This window comes from uncultured Martelella sp., from assembly GCF_963677965.2.
In the GTDB taxonomy this organism is placed as follows: domain Bacteria; phylum Pseudomonadota; class Alphaproteobacteria; order Rhizobiales; family Rhizobiaceae; genus Martelella; species Martelella mangrovi.
Genome location: NZ_CAXXFM010000001.1, coordinates 2,382,902 through 2,396,311 on the forward strand (window position 1 = coordinate 2,382,902; position 13,410 = coordinate 2,396,311).

Consider the following 13,410-nt stretch of genomic DNA (forward strand, 5'->3'; position numbering starts at 1 on the left):
AAAAAACAATAATTTGTACTGTCATAAAACTGAATCAAAAATGACATAAAACCGGGCCAGATCAATGCCGCCGGTTCTTGGCGGCCCCGCTCGGGCATCGATTGAAACGATGCGGGCATGTAACCCGCAAGGGATGCGCCATGAAGTTTTTCATTCTGCCGGCTGTTGTGCTTTCCGGTGTGCTTTTCGCCATCGGGTCGGCCGAGGCGCGTGACCAGATCCAGATTGCCGGTTCGTCGACCGTCCTGCCTTATGCCAAGATCGTTGCCGAGACCTTTGGCGAGATCTATCCCGACTACAAGACGCCGGTGGTGGAATCCGGCGGCTCTTCCGCCGGTCTGAAGGAATTCTGCCGGGGTGTCGGCCCGCGCACCATCGATATCGCCAATGCGTCGCGGCCGATCCGGCCGGGCGAGGTTGAAAACTGCGCGAAGAACGGTGTCACCGAGATCGCGGAAGTGGTGTTCGGCTATGACGGCATCGTCTTTGCCACCGATGCATCCATGCCGCAGATGGCGCTGACGCCGCTTGATCTCTATCGGGCGCTGGCCGCCGAACTGGTTATTGACGGCGCGCTGGTGAAAAACCCCTATACCCGCTGGTCCGAGATCGATCCCGCGCTGCCGGACACCGAGATCAAGGCTTATATTCCCGGAGAAAAGCACGGAACGCGCGAGGTCTTCGAGGAAAAGGTGCTGGCCGTCGGCTGCGCGGAGGCCGGTGCGCTGCCTTTTCTGACGGAGACCTTTGGCGAAAGACAGGGCGAAAACAAATGCATTGCCGTGCGCAGGGACGGGCGGGCGCCGGGGATTGACGGCGACTACACGGAGACGCTGGCCCGCGTGGTGGCCGACCGGACCGGTCTTGGTGTCTTCGGCCTGTCCTTTTACGACAACAATGCCGACAAGCTGAATGTGGCGACGATTTCCGGTGTCACGCCCTCGGTTAAAACCGTGGGATCGGGCGAATATCCGGTATCGCGGCCGCTGTTCTTCTACGTCAAGATGGCACATGTCGGGGCCATCCCGGGGTTGCGGGAATATGTTGCCTTCTTCCTGTCGGATGCCATGGCCGGTCCCTACGGGCCGCTTGCCGAATATGGTCTTGTCCCGGCATCGGAGGAACAGCGCGCGGCGGTTCTTGCCGCATTCGAGGAAGCAACGGTTTCGCCTGAAGATTAGGGCAGGCGCTGCCAAAGACGGAATAAACACCCGGCTGTGTCCATGTTTTTGAGGGACGCCGGAAACAAGGGTCCGGAAATCCCGGACGGTCTGGAACGACATAATGCATGTCTTTTTGATCATACTGGCGATTGTGGCCGGGCTTGGTATTGCCGGTTATTTCTCGGCAAGGGCCAAGGCTTACGCGCTTGCCGGAGAAAGCCTGAAACGGCTGAATTCGCGGCCGGCCCACCATGCAAGCTTCGTGGCGATGGCCGCAATCGTCCCGGCCGTGCTGTTGATGGCGGTGTGGATGGTGGTCAGTCCGCTGGTCATCGGCGCACAGATCCGAAGCGACTTTCCCGAAGGCGTGCAGCAGCAGCCGGCCGCGGCCCAGAGCCTCACCTATAATACGGTGATTTCCGTGGCCTATGGCCTGCGGCAGCTGCCGGAGGATGCCCGGGCGCGCGTCGATGAGGATGCGGGCGCGCTGCGCGCTGTTCTTGCCGCAAACGGCATTCCGCTTGCCGCTTCGCCCCGGCCTTTCGTGCTGTCTTCGGCCGAGCGGTTCAATGCGCTTTCCGCCGCATCGCGCGCGGCCATGGCCGTTGCGGCGCTGGCGGTGGCGCTGGTCTCGCTCGGCCTTGCATACCGCGCGGTCAGGCCGTCTTTTCACGCGCGCAACCGCGTTGAACAGGCCGTACTCGCAGCCCTTGTCCTCGCCTCGACCATCGCGATCCTGACGACGGTCGGCATCGTGCTGTCGATGCTGACGGAATCCCTGCGGTTCTTTTCCCAGGTGCCGCCGGCCGACTTCTTCTTCGGCACGGTCTGGGACCCGCGCTTTGCTGCCGCTGGTGAAAGCGGTTCAATCGGGCAGTTCGGACTGATCCCGCTGCTTGCCGGCACGCTTTACATCTCCATCGTCGCCATGGCGGTTGCCGTCCCGATCGGGCTTTATGCGGCGATCTACATGTCGGAATATGCCGGGCCGAAACTGCGCGCGATCGCCAAGCCGCTACTTGAAGTGCTGGCGGGCATTCCCACCATCGTCTACGGCTTCTTCGCCCTTGTCACGGTGGGGCCGCTGCTGCGCGATATTTCTGCAGAACTGAACGGGCTTTTTACCGGCAGCTATCGCAATTTCATCGAGGCGCAGTCGGTGCTGACGGCGGGTGTGGTCATGGGCATCATGCTGATTCCCTTCGTCTCCTCGCTGTCCGATGATATCATCAATGCGGTTCCCGACAGCCTGCGCAAGGGCTCGCTCGGCCTTGGCGCCACGCAGTCGGAGACCATCAAGCGCGTCGTGCTGCCGGCGGCGCTTCCCGGTGTTGTCGGCGCTCTGCTGCTGACGGCTTCGCGTGCCATCGGCGAGACCATGATCGTGGTTCTGGCCGCCGGCGTTGCCGCGCAGTTGCAGTTCAGCCCGCTGGAACCGATGACGACGGTGACGGTCAAGATCGTCAACCAGCTGACCGGCGATCTGGAATTCAACACGCCGCAGACGCTTGTGGCCTTCGCCCTTGGCCTCACGCTGTTCGTGATCACACTCTGCCTCAATGTCTATGCGCTCTATATCGTGCGCAAATACCGGGAGCAGTACGCATGACCGACACAGTCCGCACCGCGACCGAAACGGCTGGAGGAAGCCGGGCGATTGCCGCAAGGCGTCGCAAGTCGCTGAAACGTCGGAATGCGGCCGAACGTCGTTTCCGCGTTTTCGGCCTGCTGGCGATCTGCGTGGGCATTTTCTTCTTGGGCGCGCTTTTGTTTTCCGTTGCCGGCAAGGGCTATACCGCGTTTCAGCAGACGACCATCACCCTGCCGGTCACCTTCGAGGCCTCGGTGATCGATCCCGATGGCGCGCGCGATGAGAACCCGCGTCTGCTGTTGACGGCCGATTATCCGCAACTGGTGCGTCAGGCGCTTGCCCGCACGCTCGCCATCAATCCCGAAAACGGGCCTGAAATGCGCGCGGCGATGCGGATGATCTCCCGCAGCAGCCGGGTGGAGCTGCGCGATGTGGTGCTGAAAGACCCCTCCGTCATCGGAAAGACCGTCGATGTGCGGCTTCTGGCCGCCGCCGATATCGATTCCGCCAACAAGGGCCAGATCGACCTTTCCGTACCGGAAACAAGCCGCCGGGTTTCCGACCGGCAATTGCAGTGGATGGAGGAACTGAAGGCCGAGGGACGGCTGAACAAGTCCTTCAACACCGGCTTTTTCACCCATGGCGCATCCAGCCGGCCGGAAGCAGCCGGGATTGGCGTGGCCTTTGTCGGCACGCTTTACATGATGGGCGTGGTCCTGCTTCTGGCACTGCCGATCGGCGTGGCATCGGCGATCTATCTTGAGGAATTTGCGCCGAAGAACCGGTTCACCGACCTTATCGAGGTCAACATCAACAATCTGGCGGCCGTGCCCTCCATCGTGTTCGGCCTTCTGGGCCTTGCGGTGTTCATCGGCCTCCTCGGCCTGCCGCGTTCGGCTTCGCTGGTCGGCGGGCTGGTGCTGACGCTGATGACGCTGCCGACGATCATCATCGCGACGCGGGCAGCTCTCAAGGCGGTGCCGCCTTCGATCCGCTCGGCGGCGCTGGGGGTCGGGGCTTCGAAAATGCAGGCGGTGTTCCATCATGTCCTGCCGCTGGCCATGCCGGGCATTCTGACGGGAACGATCATCGGTCTTGCCCAGGCGCTGGGCGAAACCGCGCCGCTGCTTCTGATCGGCATGGTCGCCTTCGTGGCCGATTATCCGGCGGGCCCGCTTGACCCGGCAACAGCGCTTCCGGTGCAGATCTACATGTGGGCGGGCGAGGCCGAACGCGCCTTTGTCGAGCGCACCTCCGCCGCCATTATCGTGCTTCTGGCATTCCTGATCTTCATGAATGTCACGGCGGTGATACTGCGCCGCCGTTTCGAACGGCGCTGGTAGGCGATGGATGACTATGACCGCAAAAAGGCTTGGAAAAAGACGATGAGCGAAAACACATACAAGATGGCCGGTCAGGCGGTGTCCGTCTATTACGGGCAGAAGCGTGCGCTGTTCGATGTCAGCCTCAACATCCGCGAGAACGCCGTCACTGCGCTGATCGGCCCGTCGGGCTGCGGCAAGTCGACCTTTCTGCGCACGCTCAACCGGATGAATGACACGATCGACAATTGCCGGGTGACCGGTACGGTCACGCTCGACGGCGAGGATGTCTACACCTCCGGGATCGATGTGGTGGAACTGCGCGCGCGCGTCGGCATGGTGTTCCAGAATCCCAACCCGTTCCCGAAGTCGATCTACGAGAATGTCGCCTATGGGCCGCGTATCCACGGTCTTGCCCGCCACCGCACGGAATTCGACCAGATCGTCGAGACCAGCCTGATCAAGGCGGGTCTGTTCAACGAGGTCAAGGATCGCCTGCATGAGCCGGGCACCAGCCTTTCCGGCGGCCAGCAGCAGCGGCTGTGCATTGCCCGCGCCATTGCGGTGAGCCCGGAAGTGATCTTGATGGACGAACCCTGTTCGGCGCTCGACCCGATCGCAACGGCCCGCGTCGAGGAACTGATTTCCGATCTCAGAGAGAATTACACCATCGTGATGGTGACGCACTCCATGCAGCAGGCCGCGCGGGTTTCCGAACGCACGGCGATGTTCCACCTCGGCCATATGGTCGAGGAGAACGATACCGATACGATTTTCACCAATCCCGCGGACCAGCGGACCCAGGATTACATCATGGGACGTTTCGGCTGAGGGGCGGCTGCCGCACGCTCAAGCCAGGAAAGGAAAGAACATGGCCCCCTCGCATATTTCGACGGCATTCGATGACGAGCTGAAATACCTCCAGCGCCGCATTTCCGAAATGGGCGGTCTGGCAGAGGAGATGGTCAGCGAATCGGTCTCGGCCCTCGTCAACACCGATACCGAGCTTGCCGAAAAGGTGATCGCCGACGATCTGGCGCTTGACGAAGCGGAGCGCGAGATCGGCGAGAAGGCAATCGTCACCATTGCCCGGCGCCAGCCGGTGGCTGCGGACCTGCGCGAAATCATGGGCGCCATTCGCATCGCTGCCGACCTCGAACGCGTTGGCGATATGGCCAAGAATACCGCCAAGCGGGTGATCTCGGTGCAGGGCACCGGTGTCCCGCGCAAGCTGGCCCACGGCATCGAGCATCTGTGCGAACTGGCGCTCCTGCAATTGAAGGAAGTGCTCGACGCTTACACCACGCGCCAGGCCGACAAGGCGAGCTCGATCCGCGAGCGTGATGACGAGATCGACGCGATCTACACCTCGCTGTTCCGCGAGCTTTTGACCTACATGATGGAAGATCCGCGCAATATCACCACCTGCACGCATCTTTTGTTCTGCGCCAAGAACATCGAGCGCATCGGCGATCATGCCACCAACATCGCCGAGATGATTTACTACATCGCGACAGGCGCCCAGCCGCAGGGAGAACGTCCGAAGGACGACAATTCCCCTGCCGTCGGTTCCGATGATGTCTGAAGCCATTTGAGACGAGGGAGATATCAGCCCAATGGTGCCGAAGATAGCAGTTGTTGAAGACGAGGAAGCGCTCAGCGTTCTGCTGCGCTACAATCTCGAGGCCGAAGGCTATGAGGTCGAAACCATCATGCGCGGCGACGAGGCCGAAATCCGACTGCAGGAGCGGGTCCCCGACCTTCTTCTGCTCGACTGGATGCTGCCGGGGGTGTCGGGCATCGAGCTATGTCGCCGCCTTCGAATGCGGCCGGAAACCGAACGCCTGCCGATCATCATGCTGACGGCGCGCGGTGAGGAGAGCGAACGGGTGCGCGGCCTTGCCATCGGCGCCGACGATTACGTCGTCAAACCGTTTTCCACGCCGGAGCTGATGGCGCGGGTCAAGGCGATCCTGCGCCGCGCGCGTCCGGAAGTGCTCTCCAGCGTGCTGAAATGCGGCGATATCGAGCTTGATCGCGAAACCCACCGGGTTCACCGCAAGGCGCGCGAAGTGCGGCTTGGCCCGACGGAATTCCGGCTTCTCGAATTCCTGATGACGTCTCCGGGGCGGGTGTTTTCCCGCGCGCAGCTTCTCGACGGTGTCTGGGGGCATGACATCTATGTGGATGAGCGCACCGTCGACGTACATGTCGGCCGGCTCAGGAAGGCGCTCAATTTCTCGCAGATGCCGGATGTGATCCGCACCGTGCGCGGAGCCGGATATTCGATGGAAGTCTAGAGCAGCGGCAAAAAGTTTTTTTAAACGATTTAATATCCGTCATTGCGGCCATCCGGCGTTCCGCTATGGTGGCGGGCATGCCATTCGGCATGATGAAATATACCGGCTGCGATTGATTTTTCGGCCCCGACAGTTCAACTCAGGGCCGGAACGGAAACGGCTGCCCCGGCGGCGGCGTGTGCCGGCAGATTGTGTCTTGCAGGAGAGTGTCCCTCCCGCACCCTGCAAGGCCGTGACGGCGCAAAGACAAAGAGGATTGTTGAGATGAGCAGAGCAAGTTTTGCCGACCCCGCAGTGATGGGCGAACTGATGGCCCGCATGCTGTGGGAAATCGGCGCCGTCCATTTTTCCCCGGATGAGCCCTACAAGCTTGCTTCCGGTCTGGTCAGTCCGGTCTATATCGACTGCCGGCAGTTGATTTCCTATCCGCGCATCCGTTCCACGCTGATGGATTTTGCCGCAGCCAAGGTGCTGCGCGATGCCGGTTTCGAGAAATTCGACTGCGTGGCCGGCGGCGAAACGGCGGGCATTCCCTTCGCCGCATTCCTCGCCGACCGTCTGGAACTGCCGATGATCTATGTGCGCAAGAAGCCGAAGGGCTATGGCAAGAACGCCCAGATCGAAGGGCATCTGGAAGCCGGAGCGCGGGTGCTGGTGATCGAGGACCTGACCACGGCGGGCGGCTCCATGTTCAACTTCATCAATGCCATCCGCGCTGCCGGCGGACTGGTGGAACACGGCATGGCTCTGTTCTATTATGATATTTTCGAACAGGCCGAGAAACGTTTCCGGGAAGGGTGCGTTGAGCTTCATTACCTGGCGACGTGGCAGAACGTTCTTGCGGTCGCACGCGAAGAAGAGCTTGCCGACAAGGCAACGCTCGATGCGGTTGGCGCGTTTCTCGATCATCCAATGGAATGGTCGCGGGCCCGCGGCGGTCTTGAGGAACTGATCGTCTAGGCCGGGACGACAGGCGCGGGAACAAAAACGGGAGAAGAGAATGATTTTATGCTGTGGTGAAGCCCTGATCGACATGCTGCCGCGCGAGACCGACAAGGGCGAACCGGCATTTGCGCCCTATGCCGGCGGTGCCGTGTGCAACACGGCGGTCGCGCTTTCCAGGCTTGGCCGTCCGACCGGGTTCTTCTCCGGTATCTCGTCCGACCTGATGGGCGATATCATTCGCGAGAAACTTGACGCATCGAAGGTCGATCATTCCTATGTCGCCATTTCCGACCGGCCGACGACGCTCGCCTTCGTCAAGCTGGTCAACGGTTCGGCAAGCTATGCCTTTTACGACGAGAACACGGCTGGCCGGATGATTACCGAGGATGATCTGCCTGCAATCGGCGAAGACTGCGCGGCCATGCATTTCGGCGCGATCAGCCTGATCCCCGAACCCTGCGGTTCCACCTATGAAGCGCTTTTGATGCGTGAGGCCGAAACTCGCGTGATCTCGCTCGACCCGAATATCCGTCCGACATTCATTACCGATCCCGCCGGTCACCGTGCCCGGATCGAGCGCATGGCGGCCAAATCGGATATCGTGAAATTCTCCGACGAGGATCTGGACTGGTTCGGTCTTGAAGGCTCGCTCGATGACAAGGCGCGCCACTGGATTACGGCCGGTGCAAGCCTTGTTGTCATCACCTGCGGCGCGGATGGGGCGATCGGCTATACCGCTGAGCACAAGGTCGAGGTGCCAAGTGAAAAGGTCGAGGTCGTCGACACCGTCGGCGCCGGCGACACGTTCGACGCCGGCATTCTTGCCTCGCTCGATATCGCCGGGCTGCTGACCAAGGAGAAGGTCAAAACGCTGTCCCCCGAGGCAATCGCGGACGCCCTGGCGCTGGGCGCAAAGGCCGCTGCCGTCACCGTCTCTCGCGCCGGCGCCAACCCGCCCTACGCGCAAGAAATCGGGCTTTGATCTGCCGCCCGGGGCAATTGCGACACCGAGCAGAGATAAGGATCAGCCGGTTTCGTCCGGCTGATACTCCAGAATGTCACCGGGCTGGCAATCGAGCGCCTGGCATATCTTTTCAAGCGTTTCGAACCGCACGCCCTTGACCTTGCCCGAGCGCAGCAGCGAGATGTTCTGCTCGGTGATGCCGACATGTTCGGCAAGGGTCTTCGCCCGCATCTTGCGGCGGGCGAGCATGACATCGAGATTGACAATGATCGGCATGGGTCAGACGAAACGCTCATAGTCTTCATTCATCGATGTCGCGAGCACCATGACATGCCCCATCACGAAAAGCAGGCCGGCGAGCAGGAACAACATCAGCTGATCGCTGCCGAGACCGACGGACAGCGTGCGGCTGCCCGGCGGATTGGCGAGTGTTGCCAGAAGTGTAGCCACCGGCGTGAGGAAAAGACTGGTGACAGCGCCGGCAAGCGCAATCAGGCCCGCGCGGCGCAAAAGTGCGGCAACCGCATGGGAAAATGGCGTCTCGTGTTGAAGCCGGTCGAACAAGGGTATGCCGCGCGCACGGCGTGTTTTCGTCCGCGCCTGTTGCGCCATCGGCCTCAGTCAGCGGCCGACTCTTTACCGGCCCTTAAGCTATCCCCGATAGGATGAATGATTATTAACCATGTTTGTGACCCGCCCGATCATGCCCATGCCAATCTTCAAGACACTCCTGGCTGCTTCCGGTCTCGCCCTGCTTTCGGCCTGTTCGCTCAATTTCCTGTCGGGCGCCAAGCCGACGACCATCCCGTCGCCGATCGCGGCCAATCCTGCGTCGCTCAGGATTGCGGTGCTGGCGCCGGAGGAGATGAAGCTGCCGACAAACGAGATTGTGTTGACGGTTTACCAGAAATCCGGCGCCGGCGAGATCAGTCACGATTATACGCTGGTGAGCGCGAATGCCGCTGCGGAGGAAGCCGACGTGGCAAAGTTCCGCAAGCCCGGTCAGCACCTGACGGTGCTGCGGCTTTCGCCCGCCGATGCTCTGGCGCTCAGGGATCAGCAGGAGCAGATGGCGGCCGCCCGCCAGACTGGCGGTGCCAAGCCCGGTTTTTCGGTTGATCTCGATGCCGCCTGCTGGAACGGTCCCATGGTCGCGCCGGTCGTGCCGCTCGATGTTCTGATCGAGGCCGGCGACGACGATGGTTTCCATCCGCTGCTTCAGAATATCGACATTTTCGCACTGATGAATCGGCCCGAGGAATCGCGGCTGAAAAGCTGTTCCTGACCCCGTGTCAAGGCCATGGCAGCCGCTGCCGGCCGTTTTCACGATGTAGGGCTGTTATTCGGTTTGATGGCTGGGGTACTGCGCCCCGGCGTCTTCATAGGTTGCGGCCACGCTGTCGAGCGCGCGCTCCATGCCGGGGCGCAGCGCGACCAGCAGGCTCGCATAGCCCTCGTCAACCGGCCAGAACCGCTCTGCAAGAAACGGACCTGCTGCGGGCGCAACGCGGGTTACGGCGATATTGGCATCGCGCAGGTTCCACTGCGTCAGTCGCATGATCAGCTGCTCGTCGATTGCCTTGTCGCTCATGTCGGGCCGGACCATGACCTGCCAGACCCAGGCCTCGCTGCGATGAAGCGGCTGGAGCGCGGCTGCAATCATCTGTCCGTCAAGATAAAGCGCATGCAGCCTGATCCGGTCGCGCTCGGAAAGCAGCCTGACGGCGGGAAAATATGCCGCGCACCGGCTGGTGTGCTCGTCCGTGTCGCAGAGCAGTGAAAGCTCTTCTAGCGCTGCGGAAATTTCGGCGGGGTTGCGGGCAACGTGGTAGGTGATCCTGCCTTTTTTCTGCAGGTTTTCCCATTTTTCGAGATTGGCCTGCCAGGCTTCCCGGTCTGCGTGGGAAAGCCCGCTGGTCGGGTCGATCCGCCCGGACAGTGCGTGGCCGCGCCAGGCGCCTGCAACCCGGAAGGCAAGGCCGCGTGCAGCAGCGACCGCGCGTGCTGAACGCATGAAAGCGCCGTCGGCCAGAAGCCCTGGAAAGGCAATCACGCCGGGAAGATTGGCAAGAGAGCCCGCCAGTGCCTCGAACAGCTGGTCAAGCGTCGCCATCGGGCGGTGGCGCGAGATCAGCGGGGCGTGATAGCCACCGGGTGCTGTGGACGCGACAAGGTGTGAATTTCCGCTCGCAACCGAAAACCCCATCAGTGCGGCAAGATGGCCGGCCCCGGCCGCAACGGCGCTGTCTTCGATCAGCGCCAGACGCGTATGTGCATGGGCCTGGCCAGAGAGCCCGGTCAAAAATGGCAATGTCTGGAAGGGATTTGGTTCAACGGCCTGATCGCCCAGCCGCTCCATGGCGGGTTCCAGCTCGCCCGGAGCATCGGAGAAAATGGAAAATTCGCCGCCGCTTCTCAGCTCCAGGCGAAGATCGGGCACGGTCTTGCCGGGGCGTACCACCGACAGTTTCGATTTCAGCCGGGCAGGGGGTCTTGGTCCGAGGTCCTTGCGGATGATGCTCATCGATCCGCCGCCTTTCGCCCGTCAGCACGGCACGAAATGGCCGGGCGCATTTCCAACGCACCGGACGTCAGCGGTTTTGGGATGCCTGAACACATGGATACGCACTACTGGAACTGATCGAAAACCCTTGCCGAATTGATAAGCCGTTTGGGTTAACAAATTATTGGCCCGCCATGGTGAAACGGGTGAAAGCGCGCCCTTGCAATTCTCGCTGAAGCGGGCAGACTGTCATTTATCTGTAATCAGGATGCGAGGCGGGAAAGCATGGTGCAAAAGCCGGATACGCAACGCAAGCAAGAGGCGGACGGCAGCAATGTCGTCGAAATCGCCCAGTTCAGACCCGGCCAGAAGGCCGAGCCATTGCCCGTCACATTCCACCGGCGTGAACTCGACGCGATCCTCTGGGTCTATGGCAGAATGGTGGGCGACGGCGAGTGGCGCGACTACGCTCTCGACCACATGAAGGACAAAGCGGTCTTTTCCGTTTTCAAGCGCTCCGGCGAAATGCCGCTCTACCGGATTGAGAAGAACCCGAAACTGGCCTCCAAACAGGGTGCCTTCAGTGTCACCAATACCGCCGGCATGGTGCTGAAGCGCGGCCACGATCTGCGTCAGGTGCTCAAGGTCTTCGACCGCAAGCTGAAGCTCGTCGAGAAATAGGCCGGATCAGAGCGAAAGCGGCAGCGGATCGGAGGCATTGCCTTCGCCAAGCGGGCGCTGCATGAACACGGTGTCGAGCCATTGTCCGTGCTTGAAGCCGGTACCGGTCAACCGGCCGGCATCGGTGAAACCGCATGTTCGGTGCAGTGCGATCGAGGCCGGGCTTGCGCCGCCGATGACGGCGACCATCTGCCGGAAGCCGCGCGCTTCGCATTCTTCCACCAGGGTTTGAAGCAGCAGTTTGCCGACGCCTCTGCCACGCGCCCGAGGGTCGATATAGACGGAATCCTCGACAAGCCAGCGATAGGCCGGGCGGGTGCGAAACGCGCCGGCATAGGCATAGCCCAGCAAACTGTCCGCCTCGACGGCGGCGATATAGGGAAAACCGCCGGCCATGGTCGCGTCCATCCGGGCGCGCATCTCGGCAGGTGCCGGCGGTTCGAGCTCATAGCTGGCGGTGCCGTTCAACACGCTTTCTGCGTAGATCTCGGTAATGGTGGTGATGTCGTCGGATGTGGCGGGGCGGATGGTGATCGACATGGGCAAGCGGCCGGCTCAAGGGGTTTGGGCATGAAAAAGGCGGCCCCGGAAGGCCGCCTCGATCAATTGAATTTCTGCGATATCAGTTCCGGTTGCCCAGCAGGCGCAGGAGGAACAGGAACATGTTGATGAAGTCGAGGTAGAGCGTCAGGGCGCCCATGACGGCCTTGCGACCGGCAACGACTTCACCGTCGCCTTCATAATACATTTCCTTGAGCTTCTGCGTATCCCAGGCGGTCAGGCCGGCAAAGACGAGAACGCCGATGACGGAGACAGCGAAGCTGAGTGCGCTCGACTGCAGGAAGATGTTGACCACCATGGCAATCAGGATGCCGAACAGGCCGATGACCATGAACGAGCCCATTGCCGAAAGATCGCGCTTGGTGGTGTAGCCGTAAAGCGACAGCGCACCGAAGGACGCGGCGGTGATGAAGAAGGTCTGTACGATGCTGGCCGTCGTGTACATGATGAAGATCGACGACAGCGACAGGCCCGTCAGGGCGGCATAGACCCAGAAGGACGTGCGCGCAGCCGATACGCTCATCTTGTTGACGCGGAAAGCCAGAAAGAAGAATGCGATCAGCGGTGCAAACATGATCAGCCACTTGAGCGGCGTTCCGTAAACGGCGGCGCCGACGCTGGTCAGCAGAATACCGTTGGGAAGCTGCGCAACGGCAGCGGCCTGATCAGTGGTGGTTGCAAGCGTGCTCAGCCCGAAAGCGAGTGTGCCCGTAATCACCAGGCCAAGCGCCATCAGGTTGTAGATGTTGAGCATGTAGGTGCGCAGGCCCTGATCGATTTCAGCACTCGCGTGCGCTCCCGCCTGCGCGCGGTTCTGATAGTTACGAAGATCAGCCATCAATTTCCTCTTAGAAAAGCCCCTCGTTGATCACGGTGTCGGGAAAATGCGGCATACGCAATAACCCAGGCGCCGCTGGGGGGCTCCAGCAAGCCTGACGATAATATGATAGGTTCGGCAATAGGATACAAGGCATGGTGGCCCGAAAAGCGACAGGCGTTCCTCAAAATTTCGTAAGAATCGGGTCGCGCATCTCCAAAAACGACGACGCCTGCACCATGTAGCAGAAAATCGTCCGGCCCCTTGATACGCAGGACAGGCTCAAAGAGAGGACAATTTCATGCGTTATTTCATTGCCGTCATTCTGCCGTGGCTTTCGTTTTTCACCATCGGCAAGCCGATTTCCGGCATTATCTGCCTGATCCTCCAGCTCACGCTGATCGGCTGGCCGGTCGCGGCTTTGTGGGCGCTTTTCGCGGTTCAGAATTATCACGCCGACCGCCGCAACGAGGAACTGATGGAAACCCTGCGCCGCGACAAATAGTCCTGCAGGAATACCGGCAGGACTTTTAAGGTAATCGGCCATCCATCTCACGGCGTCA

At 61.1% G+C, this 13,410-nt stretch carries 16 protein-coding genes; 11 read left to right on the top strand and 5 right to left on the bottom strand.

The window, feature by feature from the left end:
* The first annotated feature begins 140 nt into the window (after positions 1–140).
* The 8 genes from ACHZCU_RS11155 to ACHZCU_RS11190 all read left to right on the top strand — a co-directional run bounded on the left by ACHZCU_RS11155 (position 141) and on the right by ACHZCU_RS11190 (position 8,303).
* Positions 141–1,181, top strand: coding sequence for a substrate-binding domain-containing protein (locus tag ACHZCU_RS11155; RefSeq protein WP_319518836.1), 1,041 nt, complete (start codon positions 141–143; stop codon positions 1,179–1,181).
* A gap of 103 nt (positions 1,182–1,284) precedes the next feature.
* Positions 1,285–2,772, top strand: a complete 1,488-nt coding sequence (gene pstC, locus ACHZCU_RS11160) for a phosphate ABC transporter permease subunit PstC (protein WP_319518837.1) — start codon at positions 1,285–1,287, stop codon at positions 2,770–2,772.
* A complete protein-coding gene (gene pstA, locus ACHZCU_RS11165) occupies positions 2,769–4,097 on the top strand; it encodes a phosphate ABC transporter permease PstA (RefSeq protein ID WP_319518838.1) in 1,329 nt (442 codons plus the stop codon). Before pstC ends, pstA begins: the two co-directional genes overlap by 4 nt.
* 3 nt (positions 4,098–4,100) lie before the next feature.
* A complete protein-coding gene (gene pstB, locus ACHZCU_RS11170) occupies positions 4,101–4,907 on the top strand; it encodes a phosphate ABC transporter ATP-binding protein PstB (protein ID WP_394706049.1) in 807 nt (268 codons plus the stop codon).
* Between the two features lie 40 nt (positions 4,908–4,947).
* Positions 4,948–5,661 carry a phosphate signaling complex protein PhoU gene (gene phoU, locus ACHZCU_RS11175; protein WP_106312081.1) on the top strand — a complete coding sequence of 238 codons (714 nt, stop codon included), beginning with the start codon at positions 4,948–4,950 and terminating at the stop codon, positions 5,659–5,661.
* A 31-nt stretch (positions 5,662–5,692) separates the two neighbouring features.
* Positions 5,693–6,376, top strand: a complete 684-nt coding sequence (phoB, locus tag ACHZCU_RS11180) for a phosphate regulon transcriptional regulator PhoB (RefSeq protein WP_106312078.1) — start codon at positions 5,693–5,695, stop codon at positions 6,374–6,376.
* Between the two features lie 264 nt (positions 6,377–6,640).
* Positions 6,641–7,336 (top strand): orotate phosphoribosyltransferase, encoded by a 696-nt coding sequence (locus tag ACHZCU_RS11185; protein ID WP_106312075.1) that lies wholly within the window; start codon positions 6,641–6,643, stop codon positions 7,334–7,336.
* Positions 7,337–7,376: 40 nt separating this feature from the next.
* Positions 7,377–8,303, top strand: coding sequence for a carbohydrate kinase (locus ACHZCU_RS11190; protein WP_319518840.1), 927 nt, complete (start codon positions 7,377–7,379; stop codon positions 8,301–8,303).
* A 42-nt stretch (positions 8,304–8,345) separates the two neighbouring features.
* Here ACHZCU_RS11190 and ACHZCU_RS11195 read toward each other — a convergent pair whose 3' ends face one another.
* Positions 8,346–8,561, bottom strand: coding sequence for a helix-turn-helix transcriptional regulator (locus ACHZCU_RS11195; protein ID WP_106312069.1), 216 nt, complete (start codon positions 8,559–8,561; stop codon positions 8,346–8,348).
* A 3-nt stretch (positions 8,562–8,564) separates the two neighbouring features.
* Positions 8,565–8,897, bottom strand: a complete 333-nt coding sequence (locus ACHZCU_RS11200; RefSeq protein WP_319518841.1) for a DUF2975 domain-containing protein — start codon at positions 8,895–8,897, stop codon at positions 8,565–8,567.
* A 70-nt stretch (positions 8,898–8,967) separates the two neighbouring features.
* Here ACHZCU_RS11200 and ACHZCU_RS11205 point away from each other — a divergent pair, with 70 nt between their 5' ends.
* A complete protein-coding gene (locus tag ACHZCU_RS11205; protein ID WP_319518842.1) occupies positions 8,968–9,570 on the top strand; it encodes a hypothetical protein in 603 nt (200 codons plus the stop codon).
* 54 nt (positions 9,571–9,624) lie between these two features.
* Here ACHZCU_RS11205 and ACHZCU_RS11210 read toward each other — a convergent pair whose 3' ends face one another.
* Positions 9,625–10,809: a GNAT family N-acetyltransferase gene (locus tag ACHZCU_RS11210; protein ID WP_319518843.1), complete on the bottom strand. Its 1,185-nt coding sequence runs from the start codon at positions 10,807–10,809 to the stop codon at positions 9,625–9,627.
* A gap of 264 nt (positions 10,810–11,073) precedes the next feature.
* Between ACHZCU_RS11210 and ACHZCU_RS11215 the strand changes: the two genes are divergently transcribed.
* The gene (locus tag ACHZCU_RS11215; protein WP_319518844.1) at positions 11,074–11,469 is read left to right on the top strand and encodes a DUF2794 domain-containing protein; all 396 of its coding nucleotides are present in this window, start codon (positions 11,074–11,076) and stop codon (positions 11,467–11,469) included.
* 6 nt (positions 11,470–11,475) lie between these two features.
* Here ACHZCU_RS11215 and ACHZCU_RS11220 read toward each other — a convergent pair whose 3' ends face one another.
* Positions 11,476–12,009, bottom strand: a complete 534-nt coding sequence (locus ACHZCU_RS11220; RefSeq protein ID WP_319518845.1) for a GNAT family N-acetyltransferase — start codon at positions 12,007–12,009, stop codon at positions 11,476–11,478.
* An 82-nt stretch (positions 12,010–12,091) separates the two neighbouring features.
* Positions 12,092–12,868 carry a Bax inhibitor-1/YccA family protein gene (locus ACHZCU_RS11225; RefSeq protein ID WP_319518846.1) on the bottom strand — a complete coding sequence of 259 codons (777 nt, stop codon included), beginning with the start codon at positions 12,866–12,868 and terminating at the stop codon, positions 12,092–12,094.
* A 280-nt stretch (positions 12,869–13,148) separates the two neighbouring features.
* Here ACHZCU_RS11225 and ACHZCU_RS11230 point away from each other — a divergent pair, with 280 nt between their 5' ends.
* Complete coding sequence (locus tag ACHZCU_RS11230; RefSeq protein ID WP_319518847.1) at positions 13,149–13,352, top strand: YqaE/Pmp3 family membrane protein; 204 nt, start codon at positions 13,149–13,151, stop codon at positions 13,350–13,352.
* The last annotated feature ends 58 nt before the right edge of the window (positions 13,353–13,410 follow it).